The following is a 25,662-nucleotide window of genomic DNA, read 5'->3' as shown; positions in this document are numbered from 1 at the left end:
CCATGACCATCAGGGGCATCGTCGTCGGTACAGACGGCACCGACCCGAGCAACAACGCCGTCGACTGGGCGGCTCAGGAAGCTGACCGCCGCCATGTGCCACTGCGTATCGTGCACGCCTTCGATTGGGAATGGCAGGGCGCCCGCTACACCATCGGGAGCGAGTTCGTCGACCTCGCCCGAAAGATCGCCGAGGCGATCGTGGCCGCGGCGTGGGATCGAGCCCGGGACGTCGCACCGGGTATCACCGTGCAGACCGACACTCTGATCGGGAACGCCGCCCCGCGGCTGCTCGAGGTGTCCCAGGGTGCGGACTTGCTGGTGCTGGGCAGCCGTGGTCGTGGCGGCTTCGCCGGCCTGCTGCTCGGCTCGGTGAGCCAGCGCGTCGCCACGCATGCTTCGTGCCCGGTGGTAGTGGTGCGCGGACCGGCCGAAGCCGTCGACGGTCCGATCGCCGTCGGTGTCGACGACTCGCCCGCAGCGGACATGGTGTTGGAAACTGCGTTCACCGCGGCGAACGAGCACGGCTGCTCGCTGAATCTCGTCCGTACCTATCTTCCGGTGATTCCGCTCTGGCTTTCCGACGTGGCACCGCCGACGGTCGACACGCCCGAGCAGGACGCAGCTGAACGGCAGCGCTTCGAGGAACAGGTCGCCCCGTGGCGCGCGAAGTTCCCGGATGTGCCGGTCGAGACGGTAGTGACCCACGAGAGCGCCTCCTTTGCCCTGGAGCGGGCTTCCCGGCATGCCCGCCTGGTGGTGGTCGGCAACCGCGGCCATGGGCCGCTCGCCGGCGCATTGCTGGGCTCGACGACCTTGCAGCTGCTGCACCACGCTGCCTGCCCGGTCTATATCGTCCGGCCGCAACCGGCCTGAGGAGCAGGTTATGACCGCCGATCTTGCACTCGACGCAGTAGACGCTCTGACCGCCGACGGTGGGATCGTCACGATCCGGCCGGTCCAGCCGGGCGACCGAGACGGCCTGACCAGGCTGTACGACAAAGCGAGCGAGGAGAGCCTACGGCTGCGGTTCTTCGCCGCACCGAGTTCGGCCAGTCTCGCCGCTGAGGTGGACCGGCTATGCGCGCCGGAGTCCGACGGCCACGTTGCGATGCTGGCCGCCGAGGGTGACGCGCTGGTCGGAGTCGCTTCGTGCGGTTCTCCGCATCGAGATGGGCGGCGTGCCGAGTTCGCGGTCTTCGTCGCGGACGCGCAGTGCGGCCGTGGAATCGGCACCTTGCTGCTGGAGCACCTCGCCGCCCGGGCGCGCCGCCACGGCATCGAGGAACTGGTCGGCGAGGTACTGCCGGGCAACACCGCGATGTTGCGCGTGACCCGCGACCTGAGCCCGGACTCGTGGTCGCGGCTCGACGCCGGGATCGTGGACGTAGGCCTTGCCGTCCGCGACGAGGAAACCGTGGGGCAGGCAGTCGACGCGCGAGACCGAGCGGCGGAACGGGCGTCACTGCGCGCGGTGCTGTCACCCACCTCGGTTGCGGTCGTCGGCGCAGGCCACCGACCCGGCGGAGTCGGCTACGAGACGCTGCGGGCGATTCGCGAGTACGGCTTCACCGGGAGCCTGTACGCGGTCAACCACAGCGGCGCGGCGCCGGAAGGTATCCCCGCCTGCCGCTCGGTACGTGACCTCCCGGCACCGACCGACCTTCTGGTCATAGCTGTACCCGCGGATCAGGTTGCCGGAGTGCTCGCCGACGGCGCGAAGATCGGCGTCCGCGGCGCGGTCGTGCTCAGCGCCGGATTCTCCGAGGACGGGCCGGACGGCCGCCAACGCCAACATGACCTCATCCGGCTCGCTCGCGGGCATGGCATCAGACTGATCGGGCCGAACTGCCTCGGTGTCATCAACACCGACCCTTCGATCAGGCTCGACGCCGGCTTCGCGCCGCACGTTCCGGCGACGGGCAGCCTCGCGGTCGCGGCCCAGTCCGGCGCAGTCGGCATCGCCCTGCTCGAGCAGGACCTCGGCATCTCCACGTTCGTGTCGCTCGGCAACAAGGCGGACGTCAGCGGCAACGACCTCATCGCCTACTGGTACGACGACCCGGCCACCCGTGCCGTGGCGCTCTACCTCGAATCGTTCGGCAATCCCCGCAAGTTCGCCCGTACGGTGCGCGCCCTGGGACGCCGCAAGCCGGTGCTCGCCCTCAAGAGTGGCCGCTCGGATGCCGGACGCCGGGCCGGCGCCTCCCACACGGCAGCGGCCGCGGCGCCCACTGCAACCGTGGATGCGCTCTTCGCCCAGGCCGGTGTGATCCGCCCGGACAACCTCGGTGACCTGATCGACGCCGCGCGGATGCTCACCGACCAGCCGTTACCGGCCGGCCCGCGTTTGGCCGTCGTCAGCAACGCCGGAGGGTTGAATGTGCTGGCCGCCGACGCCGCGGAGGTCGCCAGCCTGACCGTGCCACCGCTCACCGGGCACGGCAACCCTATCGATCTCGGCGCCGGCGCCACCCCCGCTGCGTTCGCCGCAGTCGCGACCGCGTTCGCCGACAGCGGCGAGGCCGACATGCTGCTGCTGATCGTCATCGGTACACGGGCCAACGATCCCGCTGAGATCATCGCCGCTCTGGGCAAAGTGGTGGATCAGCACGCCGACCTGCCGGTCGCGGCGGTGGTGATCGGCGGCGAGGAAGCGGTCACGCGCATCGGCATGCGTGGCGCACCCGTCTACGAATCGCCGGAAAGGGCGGTGCGGGCACTCGGGCACGCCGCCAGGTACGCCGACTGGCGACGGCAACCTCTCGGCCGCCGCCCTGACATCACCGGAATCGACGCCGCTTCCGCAGGTGCGGCCGTAGACCGAGCGCTGGCAGGCGGTGGCGGCTGGCAGCCGTACAAAGAAACCGCCGAAATCCTCGGCGCCTACGGCATCAACGTCCTTCCCGCGGCGACGGTGACCTCCCGGGTTGCCGCTGTCACTACCGCGAACCGACTCGGCTACCCGGTGGTGCTCAAGTCCGCCGATCCGGCCGTGGTCCACAAGTCCGACACCGGCGGTGTACGACTCGGCCTGACCAGTCCCGAAGAGGTCCACGACGCGTTCGACGCGGTCGCCGCGGCCGGCCGGGCCGGAGCCGGGGTGCTGGTGCAGCGGCAGGTGTCCGCACCGGTCGAGCTGGTAGCCGGTGTCGTTCATGATCCGCTGTTCGGATCGGTCGTCCTGCTCGGCCTCGGCGGCGTGCACACCGACCTGCTCGGTGACCGCGCGTTGCAACTCGTCCCGATGACCGACCTCGACGCCGGCCGGATGTGGCGCAGCCTGCGCGCCGCGCCGCTGCTCACCGGCTACCGCGGGTCGGCGCCGATCGACACGGCCGCGCTCGAAAACCTTCTTCTGCGCCTCGGCCGGTTGGCTGAGGACTTCGCCGAGGTCGCCGAGCTTGACCTCAACCCCGTACTCGCCGGACCCGACGGCGTCGTCGCCGTCGACGCGAAGCTACGGCTGGCGCCGACCGGCGCCGAGCCGGACCCGATGCTTCGCGCCCTGCGTCCGGCCGACCCCTCCCGAGAGGAGACGCCATCATGACCGCCCGAAGAATCGTCGTCGGCTACGACCATTCCCCCGACGCCAAGGCAGCCGCTCAGTGGGCACTCGACGAAGCCGCCCGCACCGGAGCAGCGGTGGAGTTCCTGTACGCCTACGAGTGGCCCACCTGGCTGCCGGCGACCTCCACGATCCCCGCTCCGTCCGTCTGGCCGGACGGTGAAACCGACCGTGCCATCAAGGGCGCGCTGCACGAGGCCGTCGCCGCGGCGAAGCAGACCCACCCGTCCGTGCACACCCACATCGCGATCGTCAGCAACAGCGCCGCGCTCGAGCTCATCGGCCGCTCCGCCGACGCAGGTCTGATCGTGCTGGGCTGCCGCGGGCACAGCGCAGTGACCGGCCTGCTCGGCTCGGTCAGCGTCGCGGTCAGTGCGCACGCTGAGTGCCCCGTCATCGTGGTCCGCGGCACCCCGGCCGCGGACGCGCCGATCGTGGTCGGCGTCGACGACTCCGCGTCGGCGCAGCTCGCGCTCGGCTTCGCCGTCGAGCAGGCCGTCGCCCGCAACGTCGACCTGCGCGTGATCCGTGCGTGGGCGCCGGTGACCGGGCTGTGGGAAGAGACGCCATTGGTGACCCGAGCCGTGACCGCGGACGAACGTCGCCCGTTCGACGAGCTCGTCGCCGGCTGGCGCGAGAAGTACCCGCAGCTGAACGTCTCGACCGACGCTGTGGTGGAGCACCCGGCGGCGGCCCTGGTCGAAGCCAGTAAGAGCGCCCAACTGCTGGTCGTCGGGACGCGGGGACGCGGAGCAACGCTGGGCATGCTGCTCGGTTCGGTCAGCCAGCATTTGCTGCGCCACTCTGCCTGCACCGTGGCCGTGGTCCACGGCAAGTAGTGAAGTCTGGTGGGCGGCGCCGCAGCGCCGCCCACCATTCTCAGGAATTCAAGCGCGTTCGCCAGCGTGCTGCGCAAACTCCAGACGATGGACACGGCGATCGTCCCGACGATGACGCCGAGGGTCAGCGGAATCGGGAGCTTGCCGACCGGCGTCTCGGAAAGGATGAGTTTGACGCCGGCGAAGGCCAGCAGCACGGCCAGGCCGTAGTGCAGGTGCACGAACCGGCGCAGCAGACCAGCCAGGCAGAAGTACAGGCTGCGCAGGCCCAGGATGGCGAAGGCATTCGCCGTCCAGACGATGAACGTGCTCGTGGTGATGGCCAGGACCGCGGCGACCGAGTCGATGGCGAAGATCAGATCGGTGGCCTCGACGGCGATCAGCACGACGAACAGCAGGGTGGCCACGCGGCGGCCGTCGATGCGGGTGAAGAACCGGTCGCCGTGGTAGGCCGGGTCGGTCGGCACGACACGGCGCACGAGGCGGACGACGGGGTTGCGCTCCGGTGGGCTCTGCTCGCCGTGGCGAAACGCCATCCGGTAACCGGTGTAGACGAGGAAGGCGCCGAAGACGTACGCCGTCCAGAAGAACGTCTCGAGCAGCTCCGCGCCGACGAAGATGAACACCAGCCGCATCATCAGTGCGCCGACGACGCCCCAGAACAGCACCTTGTGTTGCAGCGCGGGCGGCACCGCGAAGGCCGAGAAGATCAACGCGAAGACGAAGACATTGTCGATGGACAGAGCCTTCTCGATCAGATAGCCGGCGTAATAGGTGCCGGCAACGTCGGCGCCCTGCCACCACCACAGCAGCGCACCGAACATCAGACCGGCACCGATCCAGACGGCCGACCACGTCGCTGCCTCCCGGAACCCGATCACGTGGTTGTCGCGATGCAGGAACAGGTCGACCGCCAGCATCACCGCGACCAAACCCATCACCAGGACCCAAGCCCACCAGGGCACGGACATATGGAGCTCCCTCCGACCAGGCCGGCCGCGTGGGCCGGCGTCACTGGTCGACGGTCTCCCCGAACCACCACACTGGTGGCCGCGTCACCGGGCCCCGGATGGCCGGGTCCGTATTGACGGCGCCGCGCCGCACATCGGGTACTCCCCCTCGAACTACGAACCATTATTCACGAAGTATGGTTCGTACGACAAGGGGAGGCGTACGGATGCCGGCTTGGACGTTCCTGACCAACCACGCGCACGTGTTGCTGGCCATCGCCCGCGACCCGGATGCCCGGCTCCGCGAGGTTGCCGAGACCGTGGGCATCACCGAGCGGGCGGCGCAGGCGATTGTGGCGGACCTCGAGCAGGCCGGCTACCTCGAGCACACCCGCGTGGGACGCCGCAACCGCTACACCGTCAACCCGGCCGGCCGTTTCCGCCACCCGGCAGAGGCGGATCGGCGAATCGGCGACTTGCTGTCATTGTTCGCCCCGGCACCGCCGCTTAAGGCCGATCAGGGCCGCCCGTAATCGAGCAGCCCTGATCGCACCTTCCCACCGCTCATGACACCGAAGCTTCGGTGCGCACCGCTGCTACACCGGGCACGGTGCGCGCCAGCACTGTCACTACGGCCTGCTCGGTGTCGTTGGCGTATTCGCCGGTCACCGTGGCGATCCCGCCATCGACGGTGACTGTCCAGAGTTGCCGGCTATCGGCGTACTCGTCGAGCCGGTGCTGTACCTCGCGGGCGATGGCCTCGTCGCTGCGCACCACCGACCGAAGGATGTCGCGGCGGCTGATGATGCCGACCAGCGCGCGGTCGTCGAGCACCGGGATGCTGCGCACATCCTTCTCCAGCATTACTTCGGCGACCTCCGCGACGTCCGCGTCCGGCCAGGTGGTCACCGGGTACGGCGACATCACCTCGGACACCATCCCGGGCCGCTCGGCCGGGTCGGTGGCCGGGATGCGCCGCACGTGGGCCGTCGGGTCCATCGGGACCCGATGCCACAGCAGGTCGCTCTCGCTGACCATGCCGACCAGCTGCCCATCACCATCAACCACGGGCAGCGCGGTGACGGCCTTGCCGGCCATCAGCTGCGCGGCGCTTTCCACCGAAGCGGTCTGCACGACGGTATGCACGAGGCTGGACATGATGTCCCTGACGCGCATGACGTCACCGCCCGGCCATCTGCAGGGTGAGGTCGACGAGGCGGTTGGTGTAGCCCCACTCGTTGTCGTACCAGCCGAACACCTTGGCCAGCCGGCCCTGGGCCTGCGTCAGCCCCGCGTCGAAGACGCACGATGCCGGGTCGCCGACGATGTCGGTCGAGACCAGTGGAGCCTCGGTGTAGCGGATGATGCCGTGCATCGGCTGTCCGGCAGACGACGCGGCGGCGACGGCCTCGTTGATGCTTGCGGCCGTGACCTCCGTGGCGAACTCGAGCGTCAGGTCGCTGATCGAGCCGTCGATCACCGGCACCCGCAGGGCCACTCCGTCCAGCCGGCCGGCCAGCTCGGGCAGCACCAGGCCGACGGCCTTCGCAGCGCCGGTGCTGGTCGGGATGATGTTGACCGCGGCGGCGCGGGCGCGGCGCGGGTCCTTGTGCGGCGCGTCGAGGACGTTCTGGTCGTTGGTGTACGCGTGCACCGTGGTCAGGTAGCCGCGCTCGACCGTGAAGGCCTCGTGCAGAACCTTGAGCAGCGGGGCGACGCAGTTGGTCGTGCACGACGCGGCGGACACGATCTGGTGCTGCTCCGGGTCGTAGGTGTCGGCGTTCACGCCCGGCACGAGCGTCGCGTCGACGCCTTTGCCCGGTGAGGAGATGAGCACTCGTCCGGCGCCGGCCTTGAGGTGCAGCGCGACGTCGTCGCGGGTGCGCAGCTTGCCGGTGGACTCGATGACCAGGTCGACGCCGAGGTCGCCCCAGGGCAGCGCGTCGGGGCTACGCTCGGCGAAGGTGGGGATGGTGTGCCAGCCGACGGTCAGCTTGTCGTCGTCGTACCCGACCTCGGCGTCGAGGCGACCGAACGCCGAGTCGTACTCCAGCAGGTGCGCCAGCGTCGCGGCGTTGTACAGGTCGTTGATCGCGACCACTTCGAGCCCGGCGTTGGCGAGCTTCTTGTCGGTCAGCCGGCGCAGGTAGTTGCGGCCGATCCGGCCGAATCCGTTGATGGCGATGCGATAGGTCATCATTGTCCTCCCACCCTTGTTCGTACCTTCAGCCTCGTGTGCCGGCCGCGTCCGCGGCAGTGCCGAAGGACCCGGGCGTCCGGGACCGCTTGCGACGCCTCAACCTCATCCGATACAGCTCGTCCACGCCCCATACCAGCAGCGGCATCGGCAGCAGGAAAGCGATCTGGTCGAGGCTCAGCCCGGTTGTGCCGAAGATCGACTGCAGCGGTGGGAGATAGATCAGAGCGGCCGCGAATATCAATTCGAAGGCAATGCCGGCCAGCAGCAGTTTGTTGGTCCACAGCCCGATCGACCGCAGGGAAGCATGATCGGTGCGGGCGGCGAACGCGGTGCCGATCTGACAGGCGACGATTCCGGCGAACGTCATCGTGGTGGCTTGCTGATAGGCGTGGTGCAGGGCAGTCCCGGCGCCGATCGGGTCACCCGGATGCCACCCGGCACGCCACAGGACACTGAAGAATCCCGCCATCACGAGTGCAGCGGAGACCACGCCGAGCAGCCCCCACGCCCGCAGCAGGAGCCGGCGGTCGATGACGCCGGCTCGCGGCGAGCGGGGCGGGCGGTCCATCAGCCCGGGCTCGGCGCGTTCACGGCCCAGTGCCAGCGCCGGCAGTGTCTCCGTGCCCAGGTCGATCGCGAGAATCTGCAGCACGGTCAACGGCAGGGGAATCGCGCCGCCGGACAACGCAAAGATCAGGAACGGCACGACCTCGGGTACGGCGTGGGCGAAGATGTACAGCACGAACTTGCGGACGTTATCGAAGACGCGGCGCCCCGCGTCGACGGCCCGCACGATTGTCGCGAAGTTGTCGTCGGTCAGGACCATGGTCGCGGCCTCTCGGGCGACGTCCGTACCGGATCTGCCCATCGCTACGCCGATGTCCGCGTGGCGCAGGGCCGGTGCGTCGTTGACGCCGTCGCCGGTCATGGCGACGATTTGACCGTTCGCTCGCAGCGCCTCGCAGATCCGCAGCTTGCCCTCCGGCGAGGACCGTGCGAAGACGATCTCGTTAGGTTCGGCGAGCAGGCGGTCCAGCTCGGCGTCGCTCATCGCGTCCACGTCGGCGCCCGTGACGATCCGGTTGCCGGGAAGGCCGACCTGACGAGCGATCTCGGCCGCGGTCGGGCCGTAGTCACCGGTGATGACGTGGATCCGGATGCCGGCCTGGTGCGCGGCGGTGACAGCCGCCGCAACTTGGGGCCGCGGCGGATCAACCATCGCGACCAGGCCGAGGAGCGTCAGGTCGGATTCCGCGGCCGCCCGGATCTCTGGCGGGTCTTCGACCACATCGCGGTAGGCGATGGCGAGTACGCGCAGCCCGGCCGAGGCATACCGGTCGACGGTCGATGCCAGCTCGGCGCGTATCCCCGAGGACAGGTCAGCCGCCGATCCGTCAGCGTCGACGATCTTCGTGCACAACGGCAAGACCGACTCGACAGCGCCGTTCACGTGCAAATCGTGGCCCTCGACGGTGGCCATGCGCTTGAGGCGACCGTCGAAGGCGTACAGATGCCGCCGATCGTGGTCACGGTCTCCGGGCCGAACCGGTGTACCGAGTTCTTCGGCGAGTCGTAGAAGGGCGAGTTCAGTCGGGTCTCCCTTGCCGTCGCCGGCGGCAGTCGTGCACAGCGCCGCCCCGCGGGCGAGCCGTACGGCCCCCGGGTCCCCCGCTGCAGTCGCCGCTTCGAGCTCCCGGCCGTACAACCACAGCCGGGTGACCCGCATCCGATTTTCGGTGAGTGTGCCGGTCTTGTCGGTGCAGATGACCGTCGTGGAGCCGAGTGTCTCCACGGCCGAGAGCCGTTTGACCACTGCACCGTTGCGGGCCAGCTCCCGGACGCCACCGGCCAGCGCCAGGGTGATCGTGGGCAGAAGGCCTTCGGGGACGTTGGCGACGATGAGGCCGATCGAGAAGCTGATCGCGGCGGCCCATCCCAGTCCGGCGACTACCCCGATCGGCAGGAACGCCGCGCCGGCCACCACCGCCACGGCCGCGATGATCCATGTCGCACGCCGCACCTGACGCTCCAGTGGGCTGGCCTCGGGGCGTCCTCGTTGCGAGAGTGCCGCGATCCGGCCGATCTCACTGTGCATGCCGGTGCGGATCACCACCGCGTAAGCCTGGCCGGCCGTGCAGGCCGTACCGCTGAAGATCAGCGCCTGCGCTTCGAGCAGCGGGCCGGGTACCGCGCCGGCGTCGGCGTGCCGGTCGGCCGGCATGGATTCGCCGTTGAGCGCGGACATGTCGACAGTCAGATCGCCGTCGATCAGCTTGGCATCGGCGCAGATCCGGTCGCCCTCACCGATGATGACGACGTCACCCGGGACGAGTTCCCGCGCAGGCACCTCAACGGGTACTCCGTCGCGCACGACCCTGGCATTGGCCGGTAAGTAGGCAGCCAGCGCCTCCACGGCCTTCTCCGCTTGCATCTCTTGCACGAACGCGAACGCCGCGTTCAGCAGGATGACCGCTACGACGGCGACGGCGAGCGAGGGCGTGCCACCCACCCAGGCCAAGACGGCGGCGACCATGAGCAACGCGGCAAGCGGCTGCGTGAACTGCGCCAGCAGTTGAGCCGGCCATCGGGCATGCGTGCGACGGGACAGTTCGTTCGGGCCGTACACCGTCAGCCGGCGCGCTGCCTCGCGTGGACCTAGGCCAGTGACCGACGTACGCAAGTCTCGGAAGAGTTCCGGCGGCGGTAGGCGTTCGTCGACCGGCTCCGGCACTGCCAGCGTCTGTTCCATGGGTTCAGCGTCGGCATCGGACCAGCTCGCGGGCAGGGCCGGTCGGTCCCGGCGGGCACGGGACCTTCGTCCTGTCGCCAAGCGCAAGGCGCCCATGACGACCTGCCGGCGGTCCATTGGCCGCCGGCAGGATGCTGACATCTCGTTCCGCTGGGGTGACGACGGATCCGCTCACCCGACCAGGAACACGGGGCAGGAGGCTCGCTGGACCATGGCCCGGCTGACCCAGCCGAGCAACGATCCGGGCGGCCCTCCCGGGGCACGGCGACCGACGACGAGGGCGGCAGCCTTGCTCGAGGTCTCGAGCAGGACAGCAACCGGATCGTCAGCGACGGTGCGGTGGTGGACCAGGACGCCGCCGATCGTCTCTGTCCGGGCGGCGGGTGTGGCGTCCTTGTCGGCGTGCAGCATCACGACCTCGCATCCGCGCGCAGCGCCCTCCCGAAGTGCGAACTCCACGGCGGGCGTTTCGGAACGCGCCGGATCGATGCCGACGACGAGCGGCAGCTTGCCGAACTCGTGGCCGGCCGGCCAGCCCGGCATCCGGACCACCATGACTACCCCGTTGTGATGCGCGGCGACCCGGTCGCCGACGCTGCGTCCGAAGGCAGCGCTGACGGGTCCGTGCCGGTGACCGACCACCACAAGGTTTGTGTCACGGGCGGCGGATAGCAGCAGCGATGCGGGCGAACCCACAGCAAGGCGGCTCGTCACCGCCACCGACGGCGCGCAGGCATGGACTCTGTCTGTCAACTGTTCCAGCAGACGTGCACCGTCATCGCGGGATGGCTGATGCAGGCCGCTCGGGTGCTGAACGTGGAACAGCCGCAGGTTCCAGCCGTGCAGTTCAGCCTCAATGGCGGCATGATCCACTGCGGTGTAGCTCGCCGGTGTGTCATCGACGGCGACGAGGACGGTTGCGGTGGCCACAACTCGCGCCGTCGTGATCGGCTCGGCCGGCCTCTCCGCTGCGTAGCTCGCGATACCGAGATATCGGTTGATCGTTTCGCTGTAGTGCGTCGTGGCCCCCAAGCCCGCGACGCGGCGGCTTTCCTGTTGCACACGGTGTCTGTCGAGATCACTCATGGCGGCCTCCCCGAAGGGTTTGTCTACCCTTCAGCACACCCCATGACGGGGGTCGCGACCAGGGACTTTGGTCCCCTCTGTAGTCATTGCCCGTGCCGGGACCAAAGACTCTGGCCAGTACCGCAAGTCCAGGCAAAGTCTGGCGGGAGGGCTCGGCTTGCCTCGGCGGCCTGCCGCCTGCCCTGCCCTCCTGGAGGTGCTTGATGCCGCTCAACTGTCACCGAAGACGCTCGGCCGCTGAACGCACAGCGCTGCTCCACCACTTGCTGTTGACCCGCCACCTTGCCGAACGCAACGTCACCGTGCCGGGTGGACTCACGTGCCGGCTCGGCGAGGAAGCCGTCAACGTGGCAGTATCTGTGGCCCTCGGGCCGCTCGACGAAGTCGTTACGACACCGTTCCACCCGCCGACCGGGCTCTTCGCCATCCTTGTATCTCGACCGGCGGGTCGAAGTTCTCCGGAACCGACGAGGCACGTCTCGATCAGCATCGAGCGGACGTCCGCAGGCGACGAAACGGCTCGTGAAGCCGTGAACAGCCTCGATGTCGAAGACCTCTTGTCCGCCGTTCAACAAGCGCTCGGCGCGGTCCGCACCGGCGATTGCGCCCGAGCTGTTCTGGTAAGGCTCGACGAGTCCGCCGATCCGATCGACGTCCTGGTGACGCGCATGCGCATCGATCACCAACTGGACGACAACGCGCTCCGGGCGATCGACGACGATGCCCGCCAGCTCGCTCGCGCCGCATGAAGGGGACCTTGGTCCTGCCGGAGTCAGGTGTTTAGGCCCGGGTGTCAACGTCTGCGACGGAGAAGAGTCATGGCCACAGAGAGCTATAGAGGAGGAACGATGACCATCACCGGCCGGAGCCACGCGGCGCACCCTCGAGCACGTTGAGGCGCCCGGTTCCATGCTCACCAAGACCGCTGCCCGCGCGCTCGCCGTGCTGCGGATTTCCACCGGGTTCGTGTTCGTGTGGGCCTTCCTGGACAAGACGTTCGGCTTCGGCTACTCGACTCCGGACGCCCGGGCCTGGATCAACGGCGGCTCGCCGACCAAGGGCTTCTTGTCCAGCGTCGAGGTGGGCCCCTTGCAGGGCTTCTTCCACAGCATCGCCGGCGACACCTGGGCCAACTGGGCGTTCATGCTCGGGCTGCTCGGTATCGGCGTCGCGCTGATCCTCGGGATCGGGATGCGCATCGCCGCCGGCGCCGCGGTCGCGATGATGGCCATGATGTGGGCCGCCGAATGGCCGCTTGCTCAGCACACCAGCGCCGGCGAGCCGAGCGGCTCGAGCAACCCGGTCACCGACTACCACTTCATCTACGCCGTCAGCGCCGTCGTGTTCGCCCTCACCTACGCCGGCAACACCTGGGGCCTCGGGCGGCAGTGGGCCAAGCTGCCCTTCGTGCAGAAGAACCGCTGGCTCATCTGACCACGCATACGCACTCAATGCTCGGCCGGTCGACCGGCCGAGCATTGTCGTCGTTGTGGCAGCCAGATCGGGCTTCGGCACCCTTGACCTGGCGACAAGTCCGAGGGTCACACGCTGGGGTGACGTGCGGGGCTGTCGCGATGTTGTCGCAGCCGAACGGGCAATCGGTAGAGGTGACAGAAGCTGACTTCTACCGAGGAGGACATCATGAGGCCGAATCCGCACCGAGGTCGGGTCTACCGCTGCTGCGCCTGCCGCGACAGCGACGGCCGGCAACTCGGCGCCCGCTGCCCGAAGCTGACCGCCGCCCGGCACGGCACCTGGGCCTTCGCCGTCGACCTGCCGAGCCTGGACAAACGCAAGACCATGCGCCGCACCGGCTTCGCCACCAAGGCCGAGGCTTCAGCGGCCCTGGCCCACGTGCTCGAGTGCGAACGCGTCGGTGTCAGCCTCGACGACAGCGAAACAGTCGCGAGCTACCTCACCCAGTGGCTGGAGACCAAGTCACCGACCCTCAAGGTCAACACGGTGCACCGCTACCGCGACTACCTGCGCAACGACCTCATCCCCGCGTTCGGGGCACTGCCGCTGGAGCGGCTCACCCACCAGCACGTCAATCAGTTCGTGCAGCGGGAACTCGCGGCCGGCCGCGGCCTGGTCACCCTGCATCGCTGCATCACCACCCTGTCGAGCGCGCTCAACGACGCCCGCCGCAACCACCGGCTGCCGCACAACGCCGCCCGCTTCGCCAAGATCCCTCGGCCGGCACGCCCGGAGCTCACCTGCTGGAGCACCACCGAGGCCGGTGCGTTCCTGCGGCACTGCCGCACCGTCGAGGATCCTCTGGCGGAGCTGTTTGAGGTGATGATCTGCACCGGGATGCGCAAGGGCGAGGTCCTGGGGTTGCACTGGGCCGATGTGGACCTGGCGGCGCGGACGTTGTTCGTGCGCTGGACGCTGGTCAGCGTCGACAACAGCCGCAGCATGTTCAACGCCCCTAAAACGCGTCGCAGCCAGGCCTGGGTCGCTCTGTCGGCCCGGGCCGTCGAGGCGTTGCAGCGGCAGCGCAGTCGTCAGCGCCGGCAGCAGCTGGCCGCCCGCGACTACGAGAACATTGATCTGGTGTTCGCCCGGCCGGACGGTCAGCCGCTGAGGTCGCAGTACGTGCTCGACCACTTGCGTCGGCTCACCGCAGAGGCTGGGCTGCCGGCCATTCGGGTGCACGACCTGCGGCACATCGCGGCCACCATCATGATCAGCGAGGGGGTGCCGCTGGCGGTGGTGTCCAAGACGTTGCGGCACAAGAACGTGGCCACCACCGTCGACCTCTACGGCCATCTCACCCGCGATGCCGCCGACGACGGGGTCAGTGCTACCTGCGCGGCTCTGGACGCTGCTGACGCCCGGGCTGCGTGAGCGGGTGTGGGCTGCGTGCAGGTCTGCGACAGCGAGGCGACAACATCGCCCCTCGACGATCGCAGGGGATATGCCTGTTGCGGCATATCCCCTGGTCACACCCGGTCGGGCTGACAGGATTTGAACCTGCGACCCCTTGACCCCCAGTCAAGTGCGCTACCAAGCTGCGCTACAGCCCGATGCCACGCTCCGGAACCCCAGTGCGCGGCAACAACAAAAGCTTACCGCAGGCCCTCAACCGGCTTTACACCGGCACACCGGATCGGGCCCGCGGCGTCCAACACATCAGCCGTGGGCCTTACCGCGCCCACCCGGCCCAAGCTTCTTACGAGGCCGTACGGCGATCTCCACCGGACTGCCCTCGAACCCGAACTCCTCGCGAAGCTTGCGCTCCACGAACCGCTGATAGCCGGCGTCGAACGGCCCAGTCGTGAACAGCACGAACCGCGGCGGCGCCACCCCGGCCTGCGTAGCGAACAGCACCCGAGGAGCCCGCCCACCACGGACAGGGTGCGGCGTAGCCTGCGTGAGCGCCGTCAGCCACTGGTTCAGCGCCCCCGTCTGGATGCGCTGCTCCCAGCTGGCGAGAGCCTTACGGATCGCGGGGGCGAGCTTGTCCACCGCACGCCCGGTCTTGGCGGAGATGTTGACGCGAACCGCCCACGGAATCCGCTTCAGTTCCCGGTCGATCTCCTTGTCGAGGTAGAAACGCCGGTCCTCGTCGACCAGGTCCCACTTGTTGAACGCGATGACCAGTGCCCGCCCAGCTTCCACCACCGAGGTCAGGACGCGCTGGTCCTGCTCGCTGATGACTTCGCCGGCGTCGAGGAGCACCACGCCTACCTCGGCACCCTCGACAGCTCCGGCGGTACGCAGTGACGCGTAGTACTCCGTACCCGAAGCCTGGTTGACGCGTTTGCGCAGACCGGCGGTGTCGATGAACTGGAAGATCTCCCCGTCCATCTCCACGAGGCTGTCGACCGGGTCAACTGTGGTGCCCGCCACGGAGTCGACGACGGCGCGCTCTTCATGGGCGAGCCGGTTGAGCAGGGACGACTTGCCCACGTTCGGGCGTCCGACCAGCGCGACCCGGCGGGGCCCACGGCGTACGCCCTCGATGATTGCCGGTGCCGGCGGCATGGCTGACAGGATTGCGTCGAGCAGATCGCCGGACCCTCGCCCGTGCAGGGCGGAGATCGGGAACGGCTCCCCCAGCCCGAGTGACCAGAGCGAGTTCACCTCGAGCTCGAGGTTCTGGTTGTCGGCCTTGTTGCCGACGAGGATGACCGGCTTGGCGCTGCGCCGCAGCATCCGGACGGCCTTCTCGTCCATGTCGGTGGCGCCGACCATGGCGTCTACGACGAACACGACCACGTCAGCGGTCTGCACGGCGATTTCCGCCTGTGCGGCGATCGCCGCGGCACGGTCCTTGGCGTCGGGCTCCCACCCGCCGGTGTCGACCACGGTGAACCGCCGGCCGTTCCAGTGGGCGTCGTAGGGAACCCGGTCACGGGTCACGCCGGGGACGTCTTCGACGACGGCCTGGCGGCGGCCGATGATGCGGTTGACCAGCGTCGACTTGCCGACGTTGGGGCGGCCCACGACGGCGACGATCGGCTGCCACCCGTTTGGGGCGGAGGCTGTTTCCGGGTCGGTGGAGAAGCTGGGGAAAGGGACGTCGTCGAACTCTGAGAGATCGACGGGGAAGTCAGTCACGAACTCACCTTGCTGTTCAACATTTCCAAAAGGCGGGTCACGACGTCGTCGATGCCCATTCCCGTGGTGTCCAGCTCGGTGGCGTCGGAGGCCTGTTTGAGCGGGTCGGTCTTGCGGGAGGAGTCGAGCTTGTCGCGGCGGGCCAGGTCGGCCTCGGTGGCCTTGACGTCGGTGGCGTCCTCGGCGCTGCGGCGGGCGGCGCGGGCGGCGGCGGAGGCGGTCAGGTAGACCTTGAGGTCGGCGTCGGGGGCGACGACGGAGGCGATGTCGCGGCCTTCGACGACGATGCGGGGGGCGCCGGCGATGATGTCCTGCTGGATCTGGACGAGCATTGCTCGTACCTGTGGGACTGCGGCGACGGCCGAGACCGCTCCGGTGACCTCGGGTCCCCGGATGGCCGCGTCGACATCGGTGCCGTTGGCCTCGAAGTGGGGGGCCTTGGGGTCGGTGCCGATCGACAGGTCGACTTCCTGGGCGACCTTGAGGATCGCCTCAGGGTCGGCCAGGTCGGCGCCGGACTGCAGGACCGCCCAGGTGATCGCCCGGTACATCGCGCCGGTGTCGAGGTAGATGCCGTCGATCAGGGTCGCCAGGCGGCGGGAGACGGTGGATTTGCCCGACCCGGAGGGACCGTCGACGGCCACCACACACCGCTCGGGTCGTACTACTTGCGCCACCGTTACCTCCATCGTCGCCAGACAAATCTTTCCTATTGTGCCCCGTGCGGTCCGCGGCCCAGGAACCGCCGTCGGCGTACGTAAAGCTGTTACGCCTCGTCGTCGGCGATGATCTCGCCGTCCTCGTCGCCGTCGCCGACGGCCTTGAACAGTGCGCCCAGCTCACCGCGGGACAGGTGACGGAAACCACCGGGGCGCATGTCGCCGAGGCGGATCGGGCCGACGGCCGTACGGATCAGGCGGGTCACGGGGTGACCGACCTCATCCATCATGCGGCGCACGATGTGCTTGCGGCCCTCGTGCAGGGTCAACTCGACCTGAGCGGTACGCCCGAGCGCGTCGACCAGCTTGAACGCGTCGACCTTCGCCGGGCCGTCCTCGAGGTCGATGCCGGAGAGCAGGCGCCGGCCGACGTTGCGGGGCAGCGGGCCCTCGACCTCGGCGAGGTAGGTCTTGGCGATCCCGTACGACGGGTGCATCAGCTTGTGCGCGAGCGCACCGTCGTTGGTCAGCAGCAGCAGGCCCTCGCTGTCGGCGTCGAGCCGGCCGACGTGGAAGATCCGCTGTTCGAAGTTGCCGAGGAAGTCGGCGAGCTCGTTGCGGCCCTTCTCGTCGTCCATGCTGGAGACGACCCCGCGGGGCTTGTTCATGGCCAGGTACACCATCTTGGTGTTGGTCACCACACGCGACCCGTCGACTTCGATCTCGACCTTGGACGGGTCGACCTTGTCGCCGAGCTTGGCCACGCGGCCGTTGACGGTCACACGCCTGCGGAAGATCAGATCTTCGCAGGCGCGCCGGGATCCGACTCCAGCAGTCGCGAGGACTTTCTGCAACCGCACGGAGTTGTCCGGATCAGCCTGAGGCATCGAGCACTTCTTCCACGTCGTCGGGTAGGAACGGAGCCAGCGGCGGCAACTGGTCAACCGAGTTGAGGCCGAGCTTCTCAAGGAACAGCGCCGTGGTCCGATACAGGAATGCCCCGGTTTCGACCTCGGTGCCGCATTCCTCAATGAGGCCGCGCGTCACCAGGGTACGCATCACGCCATCACAGTTCACACCGCGGATGGCAGAGATCCGTGACCTGGTTACAGGCTGCTTATAAGCAACCACTGCCAGTGTCTCCAGAGCCGCCTGCGTCAACCGCGTAGACTGCCCATCAAGTACGAACCGCTCCACATACGGCGCATATTCCGGCCGCGTATAGAGACGCCACCCACCCGCAGCCCGCCGAAGATCAAACCCGTGCCCCGCCGCGGTGTACCGCGCAGAAATATCCTCCAGCGCCGCCGCCACCCGCTCCGTCGGCTGCTCAATGATCTGCGCCAGCTGCATCTCCGCCACCGGCTCATCCACCACCAGCAAAATCGCCTCAAGAGCAGCGCGCAACTCACCCTCATCGAGGGGCTTGAGCTCTAATTCTTCGAGGGTACGCGCTGACTCCTCAACAACCGCAACAGCAGCTCCCGTCTTCTCCCCGCGCTTCCGGCGCCGCCCCTGAGCCGGAACACCGGACGCAGGCACACCTGAAACCGGAGCAGCCGCTCCCCCACCAAGCCCAGCCGCCACATCCGCCGCACCCGCAGCCCCGGCCGCCACAATCTCGGCCCCACCCACCGCCCCGGCATCGACGGCAACAGCACGACTCCCAGGCTCATCGCCGCCCCCCGCCGCAGCCAAGCCCAGCTCAGGCTCGTCGCCGGCAGCACCCGACTCAGGCTCGGCGGCATCGTCGCTCGGCTCAGGCTGATCGTCGGACTCGGCACTGTCAGGCTCGTCGTCAGCAGCGGGGACGTCCTCCTCGAACGGGAGATCCACGTCAGCGTCGTCGGCTACGTCATCATCGGCGGCACGATCGAACACGTCACCGGCGTCGTCGCCTTCCAACGGCAGAGGCGCATCGACCAGGGGCGACTGGCCGATCTCGTTGTCCTCAGCCTGTTCGATCGCCTCAGGCATCGGCAGCAGCGGCCCACCCCCGACATCGGTCGGATCCGGCTCGTCCTCACCCGGCAATTCCCGAGGCGAGTCAACAGTCGCCGGCCCGCCCCCCTCCTCCGGGAACGGCGGCAACTCAGGCGGAACCCCGGTGCCGCCCTCAGCCGGGTTCGGTCCCTCGAACGCTGGATCGAAGTCGTCATCGTCATCCGACAGGTCAGCCTCGGACAACTCCTCGTCATCGTCCCCGCCGTACGCGCCATCCGCCCGATCCGAATGAATCCGACCGCCACCGCCCAGCTCGTCACCAGAAGGCTCGTCATCATCGGGCTCGTCGGCGTCGGCATCGCGGTGAGCGGCGGCGTACTCAGGATCCGGCGGCCGCTGCTGCCGCTCCCACGGTGGAACCCACGACGCTGCCGCCGCAGCCAGGGAATCGGGGCGCTCGTCGCTCATGACCTGTCCTCTTCGTGTTCCGTATCCGTCCCAGCGGCATTACCCACCGCGCCCCCGCCATCCGCGCGAACACGCGAATCCCCCACCTCAGCCTCCGCCAAAGCCGCCAACGTGGGATCAACCTCAAGAATCCCAGCAGCCACATGAGGCACGCCCTCAGCCCCAACGGGGTCAACGGGGTCAACGTCATTTTCAGGGAGTCGGACGTCCTCGAACTGCGCGTCCATGTCCTCGTCGACTGCGGCGTCAAGGAAACCCTCGGCCGGCTGCGCGTCATAGCTGCTGTCCGCGAAGCCACCGGCGGCGTTCAGGTCGCGCGCATCCTCGCCGTTCAGCTGCGCCACATGGTCGTGGTCAGCGGTGAGGTCGTCGTCATCCCGGACCTCGACGTCCGCACGAGGCGCCCGGTCCACCGAGAGGTCCAGATCGCCCAAGACATCCTGGCCGGCCGGAAGAGCCCGGTCCGCCGAAAGATCCCGGTCGGCTGAGAGATCCCGATCCGCCGAGAGGTCCGGGTCGTCGTCGTCATCCGAGGCCGGGCTGCGGTTTATCGAGAGGCCGAGATCCACGTCCGGGAGAACAAGATCGTCCTCGTCGTCGAGGTCGTCGTCATCCTCGTCGTCCTCGGCGGGCTCCTCGAGCACGGGCAGACGGCGAGCCTCATCCGCGACGTCATCCGGGTCCACGGGAAGGTCGTCGGGGTCGAGGGCGGCGGTGTCGAGCTCGGGTGCCGTGCCTTCGTAGTCGTCGATGTCGAGTTCGGCTTCGGCTTTGTCGCCGCCGATCCAGCGGACCGTCAGCTCGTCCAGTGAGACGGGCTGCTCGAAGTCGACGAGCCCCTCGCGGTACAGCTCCAGCAACGCCAGGAACCGTGCGACCACCTCGAGTGTGTTCTCGCAGTCCGCGATGAGCAGGCTGAACGTTGCCACACCCGCACGGCGCAGACGGTCGCGGATCAGGGTGGCGTGTTCGCGGACGCTCACCCGTACCTGGTGGATGTGAGCGATGGAGACCTGCGGCGGCCCGGGTTTCGGGGTGAATTGTTTGATCGCGAGCTTGAGAAGCCGCTCCGGGCCGATGCCTAGCACCAGCTCGGGCAGCGCCTCGGCATACCGTGCCTCGAGGGTGACCATGCGTGGCCAGCGGCGGGCGCCGGTGCCTTCGAGCTCGGAGATGTAGCCGGCGGCCTCTTTGTAGGCCTTGTACTGCAGGAGGCGGGCGAACAGCAGGTCGCGGGCTTCGAGCAGGGCGAGGTCTTCCTCGTCCTCGACGTCGGCGGCGGGCAGCAGCCGGGCGGCCTTGAGGTCGAGGAGGGTGGCGGCGACGACGAGGAATTCGCTGGTCTCGTCGAGGTCCCAGTCGTCGCCCATCGCGCGGATGTAGGTGATGAAGTCGTCGGTGACCTGGTGGAGGGCGACTTCGGTGACGTCGAGTTTGTGTTTGCCGATGAGCTGGAGGAGCAGGTCGAACGGGCCGGTGAAGTTGGTCAGCCGGACGGTGAACTTGCCGTTGTCGACCTCACCCGAGAGCTCGGCGTCGGCGTCCACCGCGACGACGACCTCAGCGCCGGTCGCGGGGTCGATGACGACCAGCTCTGCGGAGGCGGGGGTGGGCGCAAGCTCTTCGGGCACGTGCTGACCGTAGACCACGAGGTCGGCCAGCTGTTCCAGGCTCATGCACTCGACCCCCGCCACCTCGGAAAACATCCGTCGTCAAGGTCAACGCCGGTCGTGGCAGCGGGTAACTGAGCAGGTACAAAACGTGCTTAGCCGACGCCCTGGACCGCGCCCTTGTGGACGTGCACGCCCGCGCCGAACTCGACCATCTGGTCGCCGGTCAGGCCGATCTTCTGCCAGAACTGCACCTGCGCGTAGATGTCGTTGGGCTGTTCGATCCACAGCGTGGTGGCGTCGCTGCCCGCCGGGTCGCCGACCAGCACGCCGCCCGCGTCGCCCACCTTGACCTTCTTGCCGCCCTCGGGGGCGCCCTGGTCCTTGGACTGCAGCATCACGACGATCTTCCCGACGAAGCTGTGCGGATCCTCGAGCGGCGCCACGGACGGCTCGACCCGCGGCTGGCCCTTCGGTCCGTTGTAGGGGTTGTCCACCGGCGTCGACAGGTCCTCCGGGGCGATCACCAGCGAGCCTTCGTCGCTGTTCTGGATGAACCAGCCGTCCGGAACCTTGTCGACGGTGAACCCGGCGGGCTGCTTGCCCTTGTAGGCGACAAGGTCGAGCTTGCCGAGCGCGGGTGCCGGCACCGACGAGGCGGTCACCGTCGGAGCACCCTCCGCCGTATAGGCGGGAGCCGTGCTGCCCGAGTGGGTGGCGGTGAACGACACGGCGGCGATCACGGCGACGGCCGCGAACGCGGAACCGGCGGCGGCCTGCATCGTGCGGCGGCGGCGCAGAGCGCTGCGGCCGCGGGCGATGTCGGCGTCGACCTGGCCGTCGGTCGGCTCCTGGGCGGGGCCGGCGACCTGGTCGAGCCCGCTGCGCAGGTCCATCATGAGGTGACTCCTTGCTTGACAAGAATCGGGTGAGCGCCGAGGACATCGCGCAGGCGGTCCAGCGCCCGGGCGGTCTGGCTCTTGACGGTCCCCTGGGAACAGCCGAGCGCATCCGCGGTCTCGGCGATGTCCAGGTCGTACAGGTAACGGAAGACGATCGCGGCACGCATCCGCGGCGCGAGCTCCTTGAGCGCGGCCCGCATGTCGTCACCGAGATACTCACTGCCCGCTTCGGCGGCGCCCCGGTCCGGCAGCTGCGCCACCGGTCGTTCGCGGCGCCACCACAGCCGCCGCCGCTCGTCGATCAGCGCGTTGACCAGCATGCGGCGCACGTACGCATCCGGGTTGTCCGCGCGGCGCACCGACGACCAGGCCAGGTACAGCTTGGTCAGCGTCGACTGGACCAGGTCCTCGGCCAGGTGCGCGTCCCCCGCGGTGAGCAGGGTCGCGGTCCGCACCAGTTCGGCGCGGCGGGAGAGCACGAACTGACGGAACTGCTCATCTCGCTCGGATCGGCCCGAGCCATCGTCTCGTCTCACGCCCCCACGACGGACGGCGTCCCGGGAAAGTTGCATGCGGCTCAAAGTAGTTCTGTGGTCACAGAGGAGAGTCCCGGTGTGCCCTGGATCAGGGCGTTCTGCGAGCCTGGTTGGCGCCCGGTCACGCGATGGGCCAGATCCAGACGTCGAGGTTCTGCTCGGGGGCGCGGCCCATCAGGTCCTCGACCAGGATGCGGACGTTGTCGAAGCGGGGTTCGTTGCGCAGGACCAGGACGCCGGCGTCGTACCGTACGAGATCGGATTGGACCTGGGCTCGGTCTTTGTCACTGACCTTGGGGGCCTTGTTGTCCTTGACGGTCTTGTTGGCCAACCAGGTGAGACGGCTCCAGTCGGCGCCGGGCTGGCCGTGGCCGTCCTTGCCGGGGCCGAGGAAGTAGCCCTCGGGGATGGGGAACTCCTGGGTCCAGGCGGCCCAGCCGAGGGTTTCGCGGCCGATCGGGTAGCGGTTGGGCACCGGCACCGGGATCAGCGACCGACCGGCCGGAACGTACGGCTTCCACGCGCCGGAGGTGATGAACACCGGCGGCATCGGGTCTTCCTTCGCCGGCAGCGGCTTCGGGATGAGCGGGACAAGGGCCGCGATCACCAGCAGACCGGCCAGCACCGACGCGCCTCGCCCCAGGATCGTTTTTCTTTCGCGTACGCGCGCAGCAGCGTCGAACGCGAGCGCCACCATGATCGCGAAGACCCCGACCACCGTGAACGTCAGCCGGCTGGGCGTGAGCAGCCCGAGCACCGGCAGATCGTCGGGGATGTAGTGCCACGGCCCGGGGATGGTCGTGTAGGTGCCGTTCCAGCGGACCTTCGGGCCCATGGACATGATCGCGAGGATGACGCCGGCGACGAACGCGACCCGCACGATCAGGTTGCGCCAGATCAGCACGAGGAACGCGACGGCGACCACGATCGTGAGGGGCCAGCCGAACCAGCTGTTCTGCTCGGGGTAGCCCATGGTCTTCTCGACGATCGGGTCACCCCAGATCGTGTCGCGGGAGAAGTAGAAGTAGGTGGCGATGTCCTCGCCCCACGAGTGGTAGAGCGGCAGCGCCTCAAAGGTCTGAGGACCCTTGAACTGAAACCACAGTGGGTACGCGAGGAGCGCGCCCGCCACGACGGCGGTGACCGTGGCACCGAGCAGGAACGCCTTGGCCCGCCGCCACGCCATGCGGGGGCTCAGCACCGCCCAGGCGAGGACGGCGACGACGCAGCCCGCGGCGATCGCGACCAGCATCTCCTCGTTGATGAAGACCTGGTAGACCACGAGCAGGCCGAGGATGACGCCGTCGCGCAGCCAGCGGCCGTTGATCCCGAGCCGGAACACCATGAGGATCAGGAACGGCAGGGCGAAGTTGCTGGCGAAGTTGGGCTGCCCGTTGGCGTGGTGCACGATGCCCGGCGCGAACCCGGCGAACGCGCCGCCGAGGAACGCGGCGATCGGCGAGCGGACGACCCAGCGCTGCAGGACGTAGTACGCGGCGAACGCCGTCCCGGCCAGCGCCCCGATCATCCAGATCAGATAGGTCACCCGTGCGCCGAGCCAGATCGTCAGCGGCGCCAGGGGCAGCGTCACACCCAGCACGGACGTGTTCGCCATCATGTTCACGCCGGTCGGGTAGTTCTGCCGGGTGGAGAACAGCGGGTTCTCGAGATGCTGGATCGAGTAGGCGCCGTGGGTCAGCAGCCACTGGAACCAGGTGTTGTCGTTGGCGAGGTGGCTGGAGACGGTCTCGTTGGGGTGCTCGAGCCAGTTACCCATGGCCACCATGCCGACCACGATGTAGATCAGCGCGGCGCCGATGTGCCAGGGCCAGCGGCGGCGCCGCTCGGCAGGACCGCCCGGCTCGGGCCCGGAGGCGTCCGTGTCGGCCGCTTCCGGCGCATCGGTGATCAGCGTCGGCTGAGCAGTCACTGTGTCGAGCCCTACCTCTCGGTCCCCCGCGGCGGGCGTGGAGCCCCTCACCTTACGAACGCGCGTCAATGATTTTGGGCGGCCGGAGCGCTGTCAACCCCGCCTGTGGATGACGCCGTTGAACAATCAGCGCATGGGGAGGGCGGTCCGGACGTGGCGGCGTCCGGACCTGCCTTCTTTGAAGACGCGCGACCCTCCCCCATCGGTTGCATGCTTTATGGTCCGGGTTGTAGACGACCTCAGTCAGCCATGTGTCGAATGCGGTGCCACCGTGACCGGAGAGCCCAGTGAGACGGTGTCGGACGGGGCCACGATCGCGGAGGCCACCGCTTACCTCTCCACCCTGCTCACCGACGGGCTCACCGCAACCTCGGCTTGGGCGTGTATTGCCGCTCTCACCGACTAGACGACCGGTCTACTGAGTCTCTAGAGTCTCGATCATGACAACGCACACCGCCTGGCGCCGCCCGGCCGCCGGAGCTCTCGTCGTGGGCTGGGGCGCGAACATGTTCGCCTCGCTGCTGCAGACCTACCGCGGCGATCTGAGCAGGGTCCAGGTCACAGGGCTGTTCGGCGCGTACGCCATCGGCCTGATCCCTGCACTTCTGGTCATGGCCCGCATCTCCGACCGGTTCGGCCGCCGCCGGGTGCTGTTGTCGGCGCTGCTGCTGGGTGCGACGGGGTCAGCGGTGATCCTCGCCGCGGGCAGCGCGTTCCCCGGGATCCTGGCCGGGCGGATCATCGTCGGTGTCAGCGCGGGCGCGGCGTTCGGCCCGGCCACCGCCTGGATCAAGGAGCTCTCCGGTCCCGGCGAGGGTGCCCGGCGCGCGACGATCGCCCTGACCTCGGGGTTCGCGGCGGGACCGCTGGTCTCGGGCATCGTCGTGCAGTGGCTTCCCGCACCGCACACCACGTCGTACCTGATCCACATCGCCCTGGTCCTTCTCACCCTGCCCCTGGTGTGGCGGGCACCCGAACCGGGCCATCAGGGCGCCGCGGCCGGCGACGGGCTCGCCCTGCGGCAGTTGCTGACCAGCCGGGTCTTCCTGACCGCGGTCGTCCCGACGGCGCCGTGGGTGTTCGGGGCCGCAACGGTGGCCCTCGCCGCGCTCCCGGTGCTCGTCCCACTGGGTGACTACGGCCCGGTGGGCAGTGGCGCTGCGGCGGCGGTCACGCTGGGGACGGGGATCGCGGTGCAGCCCTGGGCGCGGCGGCTCGCGCTGCGTTCGCCGGCGGCACCGTTCCGTACGGGCGTCGCTGCGGTCATCACCGGCATGCTCGTCGCGGCTCTGACCGCGGCCACCGCGTCGGTGGTTCTACTGATCGTCAGCGCGGTGCTGCTGGGTTCCGCGTACGGTCTGCTCCTGGTCAGCGGCCTGCAACTCGTGCAGTCACTGGCCCGCCCGGCCGATGCGGCGACTGCGGTGGCGGTGTTCTACGCGCTGACCTACGTGGGGTTCGCGTTCCCGGTCCTGGTGCAGGCGCTGGGTGATCTCTGGACCCCGGCCGTCGTGCTCGCAGCTGGTGCCGGACTGGGCGTCCTCGCCATGGCGTCCACCGTCGCCGCCTGGCCCGGGCGCTCCAGGCAGGCCTGCCGCGGTGCGGGCAGGTAGGTGCCGGGAGTGTGGCCCGTGACCCGGCGGAACGTGGCGATGA

General features: G+C 68.7%; 19 protein-coding genes, 1 tRNA gene and 3 pseudogenes. 9 read left to right on the top strand and 14 right to left on the bottom strand.

The genetic code is table 11. The features are described from left to right. The first annotated feature begins 2 nt into the window (after positions 1–2). The 3 genes from Aco04nite_RS25640 to Aco04nite_RS25630 are packed head-to-tail and all read left to right on the top strand — an operon-like array spanning position 3 to position 4,406. Positions 3–875 (top strand): universal stress protein, encoded by an 873-nt coding sequence (locus Aco04nite_RS25640; protein WP_212999803.1) that lies wholly within the window; start codon positions 3–5, stop codon positions 873–875. Between the two features lie 10 nt (positions 876–885). Next, entirely contained in the window at positions 886–3,549 is a 2,664-nt protein-coding gene (locus tag Aco04nite_RS25635) for a bifunctional acetate--CoA ligase family protein/GNAT family N-acetyltransferase (protein WP_212999802.1), read from the top strand. After that, a complete protein-coding gene (locus tag Aco04nite_RS25630) occupies positions 3,546–4,406 on the top strand; it encodes a universal stress protein (protein WP_212999915.1) in 861 nt (286 codons plus the stop codon). Before Aco04nite_RS25635 ends, Aco04nite_RS25630 begins: the two co-directional genes overlap by 4 nt. A gap of 65 nt (positions 4,407–4,471) precedes the next feature. Here Aco04nite_RS25630 and Aco04nite_RS25625 read toward each other — a convergent pair. Then, positions 4,472–5,377, bottom strand: a pseudogene (locus Aco04nite_RS25625) (TerC family protein); the annotation flags it as partial. Positions 5,378–5,553: 176 nt separating this feature from the next. Here Aco04nite_RS25625 and Aco04nite_RS25620 point away from each other — a divergent pair. Next, the gene (locus Aco04nite_RS25620; RefSeq protein ID WP_212999801.1) at positions 5,554–5,889 is read left to right on the top strand and encodes a helix-turn-helix transcriptional regulator; all 336 of its coding nucleotides are present in this window, start codon (positions 5,554–5,556) and stop codon (positions 5,887–5,889) included. Positions 5,890–5,920: 31 nt separating this feature from the next. On the opposite strand, the gene Aco04nite_RS25615 is transcribed toward Aco04nite_RS25620, so the two are convergent. The 4 genes from Aco04nite_RS25615 to Aco04nite_RS25600 form a co-directional block, all read right to left on the bottom strand. Further along, complete coding sequence (locus Aco04nite_RS25615) at positions 5,921–6,532, bottom strand: CBS domain-containing protein (protein ID WP_212999800.1); 612 nt, start codon at positions 6,530–6,532, stop codon at positions 5,921–5,923. Between the two features lie 4 nt (positions 6,533–6,536). After that, positions 6,537–7,553 carry a type I glyceraldehyde-3-phosphate dehydrogenase gene (gene gap / locus Aco04nite_RS25610; protein ID WP_212999914.1) on the bottom strand — a complete coding sequence of 339 codons (1,017 nt, stop codon included), beginning with the start codon at positions 7,551–7,553 and terminating at the stop codon, positions 6,537–6,539. Positions 7,554–7,581: 28 nt separating this feature from the next. After that, a complete protein-coding gene (locus Aco04nite_RS25605; protein ID WP_212999799.1) occupies positions 7,582–10,305 on the bottom strand; it encodes a cation-translocating P-type ATPase in 2,724 nt (907 codons plus the stop codon). 171 nt (positions 10,306–10,476) lie between these two features. Then, positions 10,477–11,391 (bottom strand): universal stress protein, encoded by a 915-nt coding sequence (locus Aco04nite_RS25600; RefSeq protein WP_212999798.1) that lies wholly within the window; start codon positions 11,389–11,391, stop codon positions 10,477–10,479. A gap of 200 nt (positions 11,392–11,591) precedes the next feature. Between Aco04nite_RS25600 and Aco04nite_RS25595 the strand changes: the two genes are divergently transcribed. The 3 genes from Aco04nite_RS25595 to Aco04nite_RS25585 all read left to right on the top strand — a co-directional run bounded on the left by Aco04nite_RS25595 (position 11,592) and on the right by Aco04nite_RS25585 (position 14,241). Then, positions 11,592–12,140 carry a hypothetical protein gene (locus tag Aco04nite_RS25595; RefSeq protein ID WP_212999797.1) on the top strand — a complete coding sequence of 183 codons (549 nt, stop codon included), beginning with the start codon at positions 11,592–11,594 and terminating at the stop codon, positions 12,138–12,140. Between the two features lie 160 nt (positions 12,141–12,300). Continuing rightward, complete coding sequence (locus Aco04nite_RS25590) at positions 12,301–12,825, top strand: DoxX family membrane protein (protein WP_212999796.1); 525 nt, start codon at positions 12,301–12,303, stop codon at positions 12,823–12,825. A 207-nt stretch (positions 12,826–13,032) separates the two neighbouring features. Continuing rightward, positions 13,033–14,241 carry a tyrosine-type recombinase/integrase gene (locus Aco04nite_RS25585; RefSeq protein WP_212999795.1) on the top strand — a complete coding sequence of 403 codons (1,209 nt, stop codon included), beginning with the start codon at positions 13,033–13,035 and terminating at the stop codon, positions 14,239–14,241. Between the two features lie 105 nt (positions 14,242–14,346). Here the strand turns inward: Aco04nite_RS25585 and Aco04nite_RS25580 are convergent. The 9 genes and pseudogenes from Aco04nite_RS25580 to Aco04nite_RS25540 all read right to left on the bottom strand — a co-directional run bounded on the left by Aco04nite_RS25580 (position 14,347) and on the right by Aco04nite_RS25540 (position 24,006). Further along, positions 14,347–14,420, bottom strand: a tRNA-Pro gene (locus tag Aco04nite_RS25580). 106 nt (positions 14,421–14,526) lie between these two features. Further along, positions 14,527–15,957, bottom strand: coding sequence for a ribosome biogenesis GTPase Der (gene der / locus Aco04nite_RS25575; protein ID WP_212999794.1), 1,431 nt, complete (start codon positions 15,955–15,957; stop codon positions 14,527–14,529). Further along, positions 15,954–16,634 carry a (d)CMP kinase gene (gene cmk / locus Aco04nite_RS25570; RefSeq protein WP_203843311.1) on the bottom strand — a complete coding sequence of 227 codons (681 nt, stop codon included), beginning with the start codon at positions 16,632–16,634 and terminating at the stop codon, positions 15,954–15,956. Before cmk ends, der begins: the two co-directional genes overlap by 4 nt. A gap of 89 nt (positions 16,635–16,723) precedes the next feature. Further along, positions 16,724–17,503 (bottom strand): pseudouridine synthase, encoded by a 780-nt coding sequence (locus Aco04nite_RS25565; protein ID WP_203843312.1) that lies wholly within the window; start codon positions 17,501–17,503, stop codon positions 16,724–16,726. After that, entirely contained in the window at positions 17,490–18,497 is a 1,008-nt protein-coding gene (gene scpB, locus Aco04nite_RS25560; protein WP_244876300.1) for an SMC-Scp complex subunit ScpB, read from the bottom strand. Before scpB ends, Aco04nite_RS25565 begins: the two co-directional genes overlap by 14 nt. Before the next feature lie 1,133 nt (positions 18,498–19,630). Next, a pseudogene (locus Aco04nite_RS25555) lies at positions 19,631–20,704 on the bottom strand (segregation and condensation protein A); the annotation flags it as partial. Between the two features lie 89 nt (positions 20,705–20,793). Further along, positions 20,794–21,537 carry a hypothetical protein gene (locus tag Aco04nite_RS25550; RefSeq protein ID WP_212999791.1) on the bottom strand — a complete coding sequence of 248 codons (744 nt, stop codon included), beginning with the start codon at positions 21,535–21,537 and terminating at the stop codon, positions 20,794–20,796. After that, the gene (locus Aco04nite_RS25545; protein ID WP_239159716.1) at positions 21,534–22,076 is read right to left on the bottom strand and encodes a SigE family RNA polymerase sigma factor; all 543 of its coding nucleotides are present in this window, start codon (positions 22,074–22,076) and stop codon (positions 21,534–21,536) included. The genes Aco04nite_RS25550 and Aco04nite_RS25545 overlap by 4 nt, the downstream gene beginning before the upstream one ends. 121 nt (positions 22,077–22,197) lie before the next feature. Next, on the bottom strand, positions 22,198–24,006 hold the full coding sequence (locus tag Aco04nite_RS25540) for a hypothetical protein (protein ID WP_244876284.1): 1,809 nt from the start codon (positions 24,004–24,006) through the stop codon (positions 22,198–22,200). Positions 24,007–24,277: 271 nt separating this feature from the next. Here Aco04nite_RS25540 and Aco04nite_RS49705 point away from each other — a divergent pair, with 271 nt between their 5' ends. Continuing rightward, a complete protein-coding gene (locus tag Aco04nite_RS49705; protein WP_280519380.1) occupies positions 24,278–24,412 on the top strand; it encodes a hypothetical protein in 135 nt (44 codons plus the stop codon). A 34-nt stretch (positions 24,413–24,446) separates the two neighbouring features. After that, a pseudogene (locus Aco04nite_RS25535) lies at positions 24,447–25,412 on the top strand (MFS transporter); the annotation flags it as partial. Positions 25,413–25,662: the final 250 nt, after the last annotated feature.

It is taken from the genome of Winogradskya consettensis, from assembly GCF_018332715.1.
GTDB classification, from domain to species: domain Bacteria; phylum Actinomycetota; class Actinomycetes; order Mycobacteriales; family Micromonosporaceae; genus Actinoplanes; species Actinoplanes consettensis.
The sequence above is the reverse complement of the archived record's forward strand: the minus strand, read 5'-3'. Positions and strand labels throughout refer to the sequence as shown.